Source organism: Zunongwangia atlantica 22II14-10F7, from assembly GCF_002094855.1.
In the GTDB taxonomy this organism is placed as follows: Bacteria; Bacteroidota; Bacteroidia; order Flavobacteriales; family Flavobacteriaceae; genus Zunongwangia; species Zunongwangia atlantica.
Genome location: NZ_ARYN01000018.1, coordinates 52,368 through 65,195, shown reverse-complemented (window position 1 = coordinate 65,195; position 12,828 = coordinate 52,368). Strand labels below are relative to the sequence as shown.

The 12,828-nt window shown below is 39.6% G+C and carries 7 protein-coding genes; 5 read left to right on the top strand and 2 right to left on the bottom strand.

Translation table 11 applies throughout. From position 1 onward, the window contains the following. The first annotated feature begins 43 nt into the window (after window positions 1-43). The 5 genes from IIF7_RS17475 (at window position 44) to IIF7_RS17455 (ending at window position 10,821) form a co-directional block, all read left to right on the top strand. Window positions 44-1,321, top strand: a complete 1,278-nt coding sequence (locus IIF7_RS17475) for a rhamnogalacturonan acetylesterase (protein ID WP_084842974.1) — start codon at window positions 44-46, stop codon at window positions 1,319-1,321. Between the two features lie 6 nt (window positions 1,322-1,327). Next, complete coding sequence (locus IIF7_RS17470) at window positions 1,328-4,183, top strand: glycoside hydrolase family 2 TIM barrel-domain containing protein (protein ID WP_084842973.1); 2,856 nt, start codon at window positions 1,328-1,330, stop codon at window positions 4,181-4,183. A 298-nt stretch (window positions 4,184-4,481) separates the two neighbouring features. Beyond that, window positions 4,482-5,996: a rhamnogalacturonan acetylesterase gene (locus tag IIF7_RS17465; RefSeq protein WP_084842997.1), complete on the top strand. Its 1,515-nt coding sequence runs from the start codon at window positions 4,482-4,484 to the stop codon at window positions 5,994-5,996. Between the two features lie 61 nt (window positions 5,997-6,057). Next, window positions 6,058-8,967 (top strand): sugar-binding domain-containing protein, encoded by a 2,910-nt coding sequence (locus IIF7_RS17460; RefSeq protein WP_245801668.1) that lies wholly within the window; start codon window positions 6,058-6,060, stop codon window positions 8,965-8,967. Between the two features lie 24 nt (window positions 8,968-8,991). Beyond that, entirely contained in the window at window positions 8,992-10,821 is a 1,830-nt protein-coding gene (locus tag IIF7_RS17455) for a rhamnogalacturonan lyase (protein WP_176218989.1), read from the top strand. Window positions 10,822-10,832: 11 nt separating this feature from the next. Here IIF7_RS17455 and IIF7_RS17450 read toward each other — a convergent pair whose 3' ends face one another. After that, window positions 10,833-11,639: an SDR family oxidoreductase gene (locus tag IIF7_RS17450; RefSeq protein WP_084842971.1), complete on the bottom strand. Its 807-nt coding sequence runs from the start codon at window positions 11,637-11,639 to the stop codon at window positions 10,833-10,835. A 4-nt stretch (window positions 11,640-11,643) separates the two neighbouring features. Then, a complete protein-coding gene (gene uxuA, locus IIF7_RS17445; RefSeq protein WP_084842970.1) occupies window positions 11,644-12,828 on the bottom strand; it encodes a mannonate dehydratase in 1,185 nt (394 codons plus the stop codon).

The following is a 12,828-nucleotide window of genomic DNA, read 5'->3' as shown; positions in this document are numbered from 1 at the left end:
TTAATTCATAATTTAGTGTTTCCGAAAATTTAAATAACCAAAAATGAAATCAAAATTAGGGTGTAGCCTTGTTCTTTTCTTATCCGCAACATTAGGTTTTGCGCAATCGATTTCATTTTCAAAAACCCGTAAAGCAGACATAAACTTAACCGAGAATAAAACCTATTCTGAAGATATTGGCTATGGTTTCGATTTAAATTCGGAATCTCAGGTAAAGTTCGAAAAACAAGGTTTTACTGCTGATACTTCAGTTTATTTTTCAGTAAAACTTCCGGAAGGAAATTATAAAATAGACGTGGTTTTGGGTGGCGAAAATGCTTCTGAAACTACCATAAAAACTGAATCTCGAAGATTGATGCTGGCGCAGGAAAAAGTGGATGCGCATCAAACCAAAACATTCAGTTTTAATGTGCATTTACACCATCAGGAAATCGCTAATACTTCAGAAAAAGTCAATTTAAAACCACGAGAATTAAATGTTTTAGATTGGGATAAAAAATTAACGCTGGAATTTCTTGGAAACTCGGCGGTTCAGCAAATAACGATTACTCTGCCAGACCATTTAACGACTATATTTTTAGCGGGAGATTCTACGGTGACCAATCAGGACTTAGAGCCCTGGGCTTCCTGGGGACAATTATTACCGCTGTATGTAAATCAAGATGCCGTAGTCGCTAATTATGCGGCTTCCGGAGCTTCTTTATCATCGTTTAAAGCTCGAAAACGACTAGAAAAAATCTTGTCTTTGCTGAAAAGAAATGATTATCTAATTATCGAATTTGGGCATAACGACGAGAAAATTAAAGGTGAAGGCAATGGCGCATACGGGTTATACACTAAGCTTTTAACCGAATTTATCGAAGCTGCCCGAGCTAAGGGCGGAATTCCTATTTTGGCGACACCAACGCAACGAAGAGCTTTTAAAGATGGAAAACTACAGCCTACGCACGGTGATTTTCCCGATGCAATGCGAAAAGTTGCCAAAAAAATGGAAGTTCCGCTAATCGATATTACCAAGGCGACCACCAAAATGTACGAAAATTGGGGCGATGAGATCTCCAGAAAAGCTTTTGTGCAGTATCCAGCAAATACTTTCCCGGGACAAACCGAAAAATTAGAAGATAACACGCATTTCAGCAATTTTGGAGCTAACGAGATTTGTCTTGCATTTATGCAGGAAATCAAGCAGAAAAATGTGTCGCTTCAAGACTGTTTTAAAACCAATTTACCAAAATACGATCCTAAAAAACCTAATCAACTTTCTAGCTGGACGGTTCCTAGAAGTCCGCGTTTTGAAAGCATAAAACCTTACGGAAATTAAACAACAATGATCAAACTAAAACATACTTTCTTTCTCTGCTGTTCTTTGTTTCTTCTGAATATAAACGCTCAGGAAACGCAAAAAATAATGCTTTCAGGTCCCGATTTTGAACATCAAAAAGAATGGGATTTTAAAGTAACCGACGGACAAAATTCAGGCGAATGGACTAAAATCGGAGTTCCATCGCAATGGGAAACCGAAGGCTTCGGAACCTATACTTACGGGCGTTGGTACAAAGAATTGAATCAGGAAGAACCTAGCAAAGAAGAAGGTTTTTATAAATATGAATTTGAAGTTCCGCAGGAGTATGAAGATCAGCAAGTAATCATCAATTTTGGTGGTGCAATGACCGATACTGAAGTAAAAATCAACGGAAAACTGGCCGGTGAAAAACATCAGGGTGGTTTTTATGAATTCAGCTACGATATTTCAGATTTAATCAATGAGGACGGAAAAAATCTACTAGAAGTTCACGTTTGGAAACATTCAGAAAATCATAATGTAAATAGAGCCGAGCGTTATGCAGACTGGTGGTTATTTGGTGGCATTTACCGTCCCGTTTGGTTAAGTATTTTACCCAAAACTAATATCAAACATGTCGCCATTGATGCAAAAGCTGACGGAAATTTAACGGCCGATTTGGAGTTTGAAAATCTTCCTAAAAATGCCGAAGTTGAAATTTCGCTGATCGCAGATGGCGCTTCTTCTTCAAGCTTCAAAAAATTCACAAAAGAGCTCGATAAAAAAGCTGAAAAACAACGAATTTCGGTTCAGTTTGAAAATATAAATCCGTGGAATCCGGAAGATCCTAATTTGTATTGGGTGCAATTCGATCTTAAGAAAAACGGAGAAGTTTTACATTCTATCAAAAAACGTATTGGATTCAGAACTTTAGAATTCAGAAAGCGTGATGGAATTTACGTGAACGGCACCAAAATAAAAATGAAAGGAATCAACCGCCATACTTTTTGGCCAGAATCCGGGCGAAGTACTAGCAAACGCATCAGCTTGATGGATGTAAACCTCATCAAAGATATGAATATGAATGCGGTACGTTTTCATTATCCGCCAGACACGCATTTTCTGGAAGTTTGTGATTCGCTAGGACTTTTTGTGTTAGATGAATTAGCCGGATGGCAAAATGGATATGACACCGAAACCGGACAAAAACTGGTAAAGGAAATGGTGCAGCGCGATGTAAATCATCCTTCCGTCATCATTTGGGATCAGGGCAACGAAGGCGGCTGGAATTATGAATTGGATGACGATTTCGCAAAATACGATCCTCAAAACAGAATTGTGATTCATCCTTGGGCAGATTTCAACGGTTGGGATGCGCACCACTACCCTACTTTTCAAACAGGAGTGCACCGTTTTGGAAGTGGTGAAAATGTATTTTTCCCCACGGAAACGATGCACGGAACTTACGATAACGGAATCGGTTCCGGATTACGTGACTTTTGGGAGCATTACAGTGAAAGTCCACTTTTTGCTGGAAGTTTCCTTTGGGTTTTTAGTGATGAAGCTGTCTTAAGAACCGATTGGACAGGAGAACAAAAATATGATTCGAAAGGAAATTTAGCCCCCGATGGAGCTTTAGGCCCTCACCGTGAAAAAGAAGGTAGTTTCTACGCTGTGAAAGAAGTTTGGGCGCCAATGCAGTTTCAACCTTTACAAATCACACAAACTTTTAATGGTGAGTTCTTAGTTGAAAACACCTACTTATTCACCAATTTGAATGAGTGCAACATCACTTATAAAGTACAACAGGCGCCGAAAAACTTCTTGTATGCTAATACTGAAGTGGAAACCATTTATAAAGGAGACTTTGAAGTTTCAGACATTCAACCAGGTGAAACGCGTAAGTTGAAAATGCCTGTAAAAGACAATTTCTTTGAAGGTGATTGGGTTGAAATTACCGCTACCGACAAGCACGGAAGAGAAATTTATACTTGGACGTGGAAAATTCACCACGCTGATGCATTTGCTTCAAAATTCATTCAAAAAAATAATGGAGAAAAAGCTAGCGCTACAGACAATGGAACTTCAGTTGTTTTAAATGGCGGAAACGTAAGTGTAACGCTCGATAAAAAGACAGGTGAAATTACTAAAATCACCAACGCTAAAGATGAAATGCCATTTGTAAACGGTCCTCGCCCAATTGGAATGCAAGCCGAAGTGGATAAAATTGAACTTGAAAACAACAAAGAAAATGCAGTAGCTACTGTATTTTACAATGGTGGAATCGATCATATTACATGGACGATCACCAACGACGGAAGAATACATATGGAAGCGATTATGCTGAAAAACGCCGGACGCAACAGTGGTTTTGATGGTGCATTTTTCCAGGGAGAAATTAGCAAATTCGGACTTACTTTTGATTTTCCGGAAGAGATTGTTGAAGGTTTCAAATGGTTTGGAAAAGGTCCGTACCGCGTTTGGAAAAACCGTTTGGACGGTGTGGAATACAACGTTTGGCACAAAGACTACAACAACACCATTACGGGAGAAAGTTTTGAAAATCTTATCTATCCAGAATTTAAAGGATACCACGCCAATTTCATAGCTGGAAAACTAAAAGCAAAAGACAAAACTTTTAGAATTTTCAGTGAATCAGATAAACTATTCCTACGTTTATTTACGCCAGATAGTCCTAAAAATATTGTATCCAGAGCCAAAGCACACCCAAGTTTTCCAGAAGGAAATATTTCGTTTATGTACGAGATTCCGGGAATGCACGCTTTTAAACCGCTTTCGCAACAAGGACCAAGCAGTCAGCCTACCAATATCCGAATCAAAAATGGTGATGATGGTATTTCCATGAAATTATGGTTTGATTTTAGGGATTTTGAAGAATAGATTCTAGTAGTGAGTAGTTAGATATGAGATTTTAGAAATTAGACGATAGATTATAGACTAAAGAAGTGATGAAATGTCGTCCTGAACCTGCCTGCCGGCGAGGCAGACACGGAATTACGAAGAAATATGTTAAATCTAGATTCTAAACTCTAATAGCAAAGCGGTCTGGTATCTAGAAAAAAATAACCGCGCAAGGGATTGAAGAGTAAATCCCGTATTGCGACCGAAGGAAGCAAACGGAATTGAAACGGAAAGCCCGACCCAACAGGGGTGCGCCCAAAAAAACATCAAATTAAAAATGAAAACAACCAAGTTATTTGCTGTGTTATTACTTATGGCAAGCTTTGTGAGCTGCGAACAAAAACCAGAAGGCAAACCCACCGTTTACATCATCGGCGATTCTACTGTGAAAAATGGTAGCGGTAAAGGTGACGGCGGACTTTGGGGCTGGGGTGATTATATGGATCAGTTTCTGGACACCACCAAAGTTGATATTGAAAACCACGCTTTAGGTGGCACTAGTAGCCGAACTTTCCAGAGTAAAGGTCTGTGGGAGCCGGTGAAAGATAGTCTGAAAAAAGGAGATTATGTGTTGTTGCAATTCGGACATAATGATAGCGGCGCGTTGAACGATGATTCTCGTGCGCGTGGTACTATTAAAGGAGTTGGAGAAGAAAGCGAAGAAATTGACAATATGCTTACCGGCAAACACGAAGTAGTACATTCTTACGGTTGGTATTTGCGTAAAGTGATCAAAGAAGCGAAAGAAAAAGGAGCAATTCCGGTAGTTATGTCGCCTATCCCTCGTAATGATTGGACGGACGGAAAATTGTCTAAAAACGATAAATCGTACGGTGGTTGGGCAAAACAAGTTGCAGAAGAAGAAGGCGTTACCTTCATCAATTTGAATGAAAGAATGGTCAACGCTTTGAATCCAATAGGAGAAGAAAAAGTAACCGGAACATATTTTTACAAACGTGACCATACGCATACTTCGGCACGTGGAGCGCTGCTTTCGGCTACTTTAATTTCGGAAGGTTTAGCTGCGTCTGATAATGATTTGAAAACATATTTATTGAAAGACCCTAAAACGCATTTGCCTGAAAAGAAAGATATTTTCTTAATTGGAGATTCTACCGTTGCCAGCAATAACGATACGATTGTGGGTTGGGGTGTTGTTTTCGAAAAATATTTCGACACTACCCGAGTTCGCATTCATAACAAAGCCAGAGGTGGTCGCAGCAGTCGTACCTATCGTGGTGAAGGTTTGTGGGACGAAGTGAAAGATTCGCTAAACGAAGGTGATTTTGTATTGATGCAATTTGGTCATAACGATGGCGGACATATTGATACGCCAAAATATCGTGGTTCTATTCGCGGAATGGGCGATGAAACGCAGGTAGTAGATTTTGGAAACGACAGTACCGAAGTGGTGCACACCTATGGATGGTATATGAAAAAATACATTGAAGAAACCAAAGCCAAAGGCGCCACTCCAATCGTATTGAGTATGGTTCCTAGAAATATTTGGCATGGAGATAAAGTAGAGCGCAATGACGACGATTATGCTGGTTTAGCAAAACAAGCCGCAGAAGAAATGGATGCCATTTTTGTAAATCTGAACGATGCTGTAGCCCTCAAATATGAAGCTATGGGAAAAGACCAAGTAAAAGAGTATTTTCCAAAAGACCATACGCACACCAATATAGAAGGTGCTGAAGTGAATGCCTTAACAGTTGCTGAAAACTTAGAGCAAATTAGAAATTGCTACATCCGCGATTATATTTATTTGCCGAAAGAAGCGAAAGAATAAGCCTATGCATTTCCGAAAATCAATACCAAGCTTAGTCATTCTTTTGTGTTGTCTATTAAAATTGAATGCGCAAGGATTTGACCGACAAGTATTCAATTTTAATCCTGATTGGAAATTTCAAACAGGCGATGTTCCAAAAGCATCACAAATGAATTTTGATGATGTCAATTGGACCAGCGTGAGTTTGCCGCACGCCTACAATCAAGAAGAAGCTTTTCGGGTTTCTATTGAAGAGCTTACCACCGGAATTGTCTGGTATCGAAAGTCGTTTAAAATTCCGCAAGAATTTGAAGATAAAAAGGTATTCATTGAGTTTGAAGGCATTCGACAGGGAGGAGAAATCTATCTGAATGGCGAAAAAATAGGACTGCACGAAAACGGAACAATGGCTTTTGGTTTTGATCTTTCGGAAAAAATCAAGTTCGGAAATCAAGAAAATGTGATTGCATTGCGCATTGATAATTCGTGGGATTATCGCCAGAAATCAACCAACGCTACTTATCGTTGGAACGATAAAAACTTCAATGCCAATTACGGCGGTATCCCGAAAAATGTAAAATTGCACATCACGGCGAAAACTTATCAAACACTTCCACTCTACTCCAATTTAGAAACAACCGGAGTTTATGTGTATGCGAAAGATTTCAATATTGCCGATCAAAAAGCGACTATTCACGCCGAATCTGAAGTTAAAAATGAATCAAATGAAGGCAAAACACTTCAATATGAAGTTGTGTTAGAAGATGCTGACGGAAACGAAATTGCAAAATTTGCATCCGAAAACATTCAATTTCAACCTGGAGAACAGAAAATTATTCAAGCTGAAAAAGCAATTGAAAACCTTCAATTTTGGAGTTGGGGTTACGGGTATTTATACACGGTAAAAACCAGATTGCTTGAAAACAACCAATTACTTGATGAGGTAAAAACCCGAACTGGATTTAGAAAAACAGCTTTTAAAAACGGGATGGTGTACCTCAACGATCGCGTGTTGCAAATGAAAGGATATGCACAACGCACCAGCAATGAGTGGCCAGCGATTGGACTTTCGGTTCCGCCTTGGGTGAGCGATTTCAGCAATCATTTAATGTTAGAAAGCAATGCCAATTTGGTACGTTGGATGCACACCACGCCCTGGAAACAAGATGTAGAATCTTGTGATCGTCTAGGTCTCATTCAGGCAATGCCAGCCGGAGATTCTGAAGGTGACAGCAAAGGAAATCATTGGAAACAGCGCACTCAATTAATGCGCGACGCCATCATTTACAACAGAAATAATCCCAGTATTATTTTCTACGAATGCGGAAATGAATCCATCAGCGAACCGCATATGCACGAAATGAAAAGCATTCGTAACACTTTTGATCCTTACGGCGGTAGAGCTATTGGATCGAGGGAAATGCTCGACAGTCAGGAAGCAGAATATGGTGGCGAAATGTTATACATTAATCACAGCGCCGGCATCCCGATGTGGGCAACTGAATATTCACGTGACGAAGGTTTGCGCAAATATTGGGACGAGTTCACTCCTCCTTTTCACAAAGAAGGCGACGGGCCGCTCTACAAAGGAAATCCTGCCACTTCATATAACCACAATCAAGATGCACACGCTATTGAAAATGTGGTGCGTTGGTTTGATTATTTTGAAGCAAGACCCGGCACCGGAAATCGAGTAAGTTCGGGGGGCGTCAACATCATTTTTTCAGACTCGAACACGCATCATCGCGGTGAAGAAAATTACCGTTCTAGTGGTGAAGTAGATCCTATGCGCATTCCGAAAGATAATTATTTTGTGCATCAGATAATGTGGAATGGTTGGGTAGATATTGAAAAGCATTCTTCACATATTTTAGGACATTGGAATTACAAAGAAGGTACCGTAAAGAATGAATATGTAGTTGCTACCGGAGCTAAAGTAGAATTATTTCTGAATGGAAAATCGCTTGGTTTTGGCAAACAGAGTTATCAATTTTTATTCACTTTTGAAAACATCCAATTTGAACACGGAACTTTAAAAGCGGTGAGTTATGATGCTGATGGAAATATTCTTTCAGAAAGCACTAAAAAAACAGCCGGCGAACCTAAAGAAATTCGTTTACAGCTACGAACTGCTCCAAATGGATTGCTTGCCGATGCTGCAGATATTGCCTTGGTAGATGTAGAAGTTGTAGATGAAGATGGAAATCGTTGCCCTGTAGATCATTCAGAAATCACCTTTGAACTTTCTGGAAAAGCTGATTGGTTGGGCGGACTAGCAGATGGCTCTAACAACAATATTCTTTCTAAAAAGTTACCAGTGATCAACGGTATCAATCGCGTAATGTTTCGTTCTACCACTGAAGCTGGAAAAATCAAATTAAAAGCAAAAGCAAAAGGATTAAAATCGGCGCAAATCACCTTGAATTCTGTTCCTTTTGAATCTACAAACGGATTGTCTACACAATTTCCGGGAGCAGATCTACCGCTGAATTTAGAACGTGGTCCCACACCAAAAACGCCTTCTTACAGTAAAAAAAGAGAAACTATTTATATCGCCAATGCTACTGCTGGGGCAAATCTGGAAGAAACCTATCATACCTACGATGACAACGAATTAACCGAGTGGACCAACGATGGCAGCATAAACACCGGATGGATTGAATATGAATTTGCAAAACCCGTAACTGCAAGTCAATGCGTGATAAAACTTACGGGATGGCGCACCAAAACGTATCCAATTCGCATTACCGCAAAAGATCAAGTTTTGTTTGAAGGTGAAACCTGGCAAAGTTTGGGGTATATTACGATTCCACTAGAAAAAGTAGAAACAGATGCTATCAAAATCGCATTGATTGGTGCCAATACCGAAGCTGATGCTTACAACGAAATTATAGAAGTAGACCCAACAAAAGAACTTGATTTGTACAAAGACAAAAAAGCCGCCGATGCCAAAGGCCAATTACGTATTGTTGAGATCGAGTTTTACGAATAAAATCAATAGCTATAAACCAAAACCATGTTCTGTAAATCCCTACCAAGCCTTTTTATTCTATTCATATTTCCAATGTTGGTAATGAGTCAGCAACCGGAAAAATTAGATCGTGGATTGGTGGCGATCAAAAAAAGTGAAAAGGAAGTTTTTATCAGTTGGCGCTCTTTTCAAGAAGATGCGGCCGACTTAGGTTTCAATATCTACAGATCGTCAGACGGAGAAACTGTTAAATTGAATTCTACTCCCATTACCTCAAAAACATGGTTTATAGATGCTACTTTTCAAGCTAAACAAAACAATACCTGGTTTGTAAAAAGTGTATTGAATTCAAAAGAAAAAAAGGAAGCCGGAGAATTTACAATTTCGGCAAATAGTGAAGTAAACCCATACTTTTCAATTCCATTACAAACTCCCGAAGGTTATTCGCCCAACGATGCCTCTGTAGGCGATTTAGATGGTGATGGTGCCTATGAAATTGTGTTGCATCAAAGTGGTCGTGCACATGACAATTCACATAGCGGTTTGACAGATCCTCCAATTTTTCAAGCTTATAAAATGGATGGCACTTTTCTTTGGGAAATCAATTTAGGGAAAAACATCCGTGAAGGTGCACATTACACGCAGTTCTTAGTGTATGATTTTGATGGAGACGGAAAAGCTGAACTAGTTTGTAAAACCGCCGATGGCACTACAGACGGAGCAGGAAATGTGATTGGAGACGCTAGCAAAGACTGGCGTAGTTTGGACGAAAATGCAAAAACCTACGGAAAAATTTTAGACGGACCTGAATACCTAACTGTTTTTGAAGGCACTACCGGAAAAGCACTTGCAACAACAGATTATATTCCAGCTCGCGGAAACATTGGTGGTTGGGGCGGTAAAGGTGGTAACGGTGGAAACGACCGAAGCGGTAATCGTGTAGACCGTTTTACTGCTGCTGTAGCTTATTTAGACGGAAAACATCCTAGTTTTGTGATGTGTCGTGGATACTATGGAAGATCAGTTTTGGCGGCTTTCGATTTTAAGAATGGAAAAATTAAATCTCGTTGGGTATTTGATACCGAAAATGGTAGAAATCCATATTCCGGACAAGGAAATCATGGCTTGTCTGTTGCCGATGTTGATGATGACGGAAAAGACGAAATTATCTTTGGCGCTATGACGGTTGACGATGATGGAACCGGACTGTACACTACCGGATTTAGACATGGCGATGCCTTGCATGTTTCAGACTTAGATCCTGAAAATCCGGGATTGGAAGTTTTTGGAGTCCACGAAATTGAAGATCACACCACAGGTCCCGGAGTCACCCTTAGAAAAGCCATTGATGGTAGTGTTTTGTTCACTGCAGCACCTAATAGAGATATTGGCCGTGGTGTCGCTGCTAATATCGACACAAATACTATTGGTGCCCAAATGTGGTGGCTTGGCGACCGAAATTTGTATGATATAAAAGGAAATAAAATTGGTAGAGCGCCACGTGAAACAAATTTTTTGATCTGGTGGGATGGCGATGCTACACGCGAGATTTTAGATCGCACACACATTACCAAATACGGAAAAGGAGTAATTTTTGAAGCTATTGGAACACGATCCAACAATTGGTCTAAAGCAACACCTACGTTATCAGGTGATATCTTAGGCGATTGGCGTGAGGAACTCATCTTGCCTTCTAAGGACAATCAGGAACTAAGAGTTTATTCGACCACAATTCCTACGGAAATCAAACTACCAACTTTAATGCAAGACAGGCAATACCGTTTAAGCATTGCCTGGCAAAATGTGGGTTACAATCAGCCGCCACACCCTAGTTTTTATTTGGGAACAGGCTGGGAAAAATTTTATTCAGAATAGATAAATAAAGATCAAACACCTCCAAAAGCGCTAAAACCACCATCTACAGGTACAACGATACCCGTTACAAAAGCTGAGGCGTCGCTTGCTAACCAAACTGCAGCACCCTGCAATTCTTCAGGTTTTCCAAATCTGGCCATTGGTGTGTTATCTACAATCTTTTGCCCACGAGCTGTTAAAGAACCATCTTGATTCAAAAGAAGATCACGGTTCTGCTCTCCAACAAAAAATCCAGGTGCAATCGCATTTACACGAACGCCTTCACCATACTTATGATTTAATTCTACAGAAAGCCATTTTGTAAAATTATCAATTGCTGCTTTTGAAGCAGAATATCCCATTACTCTGGTAATCGATTTTTGTGCCGCCATCGAAGAAATATTGATAATACTTCCTTTCTTTTGCTTCACCATTTCTTCTGAAAAAATTAAAGTTGGAAGAATTGTACCATTAAAATTCAGCTGATTAACACCATCTAAAGCTTCCATAGAAAGATCAAAAAACTCCTGATCTGGTGTGATTACCGCACCTTTTTTATTTCCGCCGGCTCCATTCACTAAAATATCGATGCTTCCCCATTCGGCAAGAATTTTATCTTTCGCTTTGATTAAACTTTCCTTATCTAACACGTCGGCAACTAAAGCTAAGGCTTCACCGCCTGCTTCTTTAATCTCTTTTACTCTTGCATTAACTGTCTCTTCAGTTCTACCTAAAACAGCCACTTTAGCACCATTTTTTGATAGTCCGTGTGCAATCGCTCCGCCTAAAACACCATTTCCACCGGTTACAATTGCTACTTTACCATTTAATTTAAACATATTTTTATTTCAATGAATTTATAATTCCGAATTCTAAACCTCGTAATTCTGCTAAACCACGTAAACGACCAATAGCTGAATACCCCGGATAATACGGTTTTCCCTGATCATCCATCATTTCATGACCGTGATCTGGTCGCATTGGTAAGACCCTTTGATTGGTTTGATGACAATCATAAAAAGTTTTTATCAATTCAAACATTTGAGCACTTCCTTCTAAATGATTGGCTTCATAAAAATGATATGGCGCTACCCTATTTACCGAACGCAAATGCACAAAGTGAATGCGATCGTAATACGTTTTAATAATTTCCGGCAGATTATTTTCTTCTGAAGCGCCTAAACTTCCGCTACAAAATGTAAGTCCGTTATGAATTGAAGGAACCGCTTCAAAAATAAATTTGAGATCTTCAGCAGTGCTTACAATTCTTGGTAAACCAAAAACAGGCCATGGCGGATCGTCTGGATGAATGGCCAACACAACGCCTAATTCTTCCGCAACCGGAATTACTTCTTTCAGAAAGTAAATTAAATTCTCCTGTAATTGCTCCCGTGAAATTCCATCGTATTGTTGTAAACCGTTTTTCAATTTTTCAATAGTAAAACCATCTTTATCTCCCGGCAATGCCATCAATAAACTCTGCTTCAAAACAGCAATTTCTTCGTCACTAAGACTTTCATATTTTGCTTTAGCCTGAATTAAAATAGCTTCTGAATATGATTTTTCAGCACCTTCACGTTGCAACATATAAATATCGAAAATCACCACATCTACCATTTCATGAAGTAAAGCTGTACTTCCATCTTCCAACTCGTAGCGAACATTAGTTCTTAACCAATCCAGAATCGGCATAAAATTGTAGCAAATGCTTGTAACTCCGCAAGCCGCTAAATTTTTCAGACTCTCTTTATAATTCTCGATCAAATGATCTCGTTCAGGCTTTCCTTGTTTGATAAATTCATGCACCGGAAGACTTTCCACTACATTCCAATGCAATTTAAAAGGATGTAATCGATTGCTTTCATCGAGCTGAGAAATACGTTCTTGAATAGCTTCTTTTGTCCATATATCGCCAACAGGAATTTGGTGTAAAGCAGTCACCACACCGTGCGCTCCTGCTTGTTTTATTGTAGCTAGATTTACAGGATCATTAGGCCCGTACCAACGCCAGCTTTGTTCAAAAATCAT

Excerpts from the sequence above, each read along its gene's own strand:
- IIF7_RS17475 (WP_084842974.1), top strand. The coding sequence starts at position 44 with ATGAAATCAAAATTAGGGTGTAGCCTTGTTCTTTTCTTATCCGCAACA.
- IIF7_RS17470 (WP_084842973.1), top strand. The coding sequence starts at position 1,328 with ATGATCAAACTAAAACATACTTTCTTTCTCTGCTGTTCTTTGTTTCTT.
- IIF7_RS17465 (WP_084842997.1), top strand. The coding sequence starts at position 4,482 with ATGAAAACAACCAAGTTATTTGCTGTGTTATTACTTATGGCAAGCTTT.
- IIF7_RS17455 (WP_176218989.1), top strand. The coding sequence starts at position 8,992 with ATGTTCTGTAAATCCCTACCAAGCCTTTTTATTCTATTCATATTTCCA.
- IIF7_RS17450 (WP_084842971.1), bottom strand. The coding sequence starts at position 11,639 with ATGTTTAAATTAAATGGTAAAGTAGCAATTGTAACCGGTGGAAATGGT.
- uxuA (WP_084842970.1), bottom strand. The coding sequence starts at position 12,828 with ATGATTTTTGAACAAAGCTGGCGTTGGTACGGGCCTAATGATCCTGTA.